Source organism: Ferruginivarius sediminum (assembly GCF_003344765.1).
Classification (GTDB): domain Bacteria; phylum Pseudomonadota; class Alphaproteobacteria; order Kiloniellales; family Rhodovibrionaceae; genus Ferruginivarius; species Ferruginivarius sediminum.
In genome coordinates this window covers 1-507 of record NZ_QPMH01000065.1, presented here as the reverse complement: position 1 = coordinate 507, position 507 = coordinate 1, and the positions used below count along the sequence as shown (strand labels likewise).

Genomic DNA, 507 nt, shown 5'->3' with positions numbered 1-507 from the left:
CGGGATAGGGGGCTTTTTTATCGGATTGCGGAGGGAGTCCGGGTGTGGTTACGGCGGGCTGAGCGCCACCCAGCGGCGCATGTTGAAGGCGATGGCGGCCAGGGTGACCTGGGCGCTCGCCTTGGCAAGGCCGAGGTAGCGAATGCCGGTCAGCCCCATGCGCCGCTTCCAGGTGGCGAAGGTGGTCTCGACCGCGGCGCGGCGGCGGGCGATCAGCGCGTTGTAGTGCTTCAGCCGCGCCGGCAGCGCGGGGTGGTGCTTGTTGGGCCGGCGGGCCAGGCGCGGCTTGATGCCGCGGGCCTTGAGCGCGCGCTCGCGGGCGTGGGTGTGATAGGCCGCATCGGCCCACACCGCCCGCTCGTCGCCGCGGATCAGCCGGTCCGCCGGCGTGGTGTCGTTGACGTTGGCCGGCGTCGTGACGACCGCGCGGATCAGGCCGGAGCCCTGGTCGACGCCGACATGCGCCTTGTAGCCGAAGCGCGCGCCGCCCTTGCCCTGGCGCCTGGC

1 protein-coding gene is annotated in these 507 nt (G+C 72.8%); it reads right to left on the bottom strand.

The window, feature by feature from the left end:
• Window positions 1–48: 48 nt before the first annotated feature.
• The coding region (locus DRB17_RS19825; protein WP_147274985.1) for a transposase at window positions 49–507 on the bottom strand (459 nt) is incomplete at its 5' end.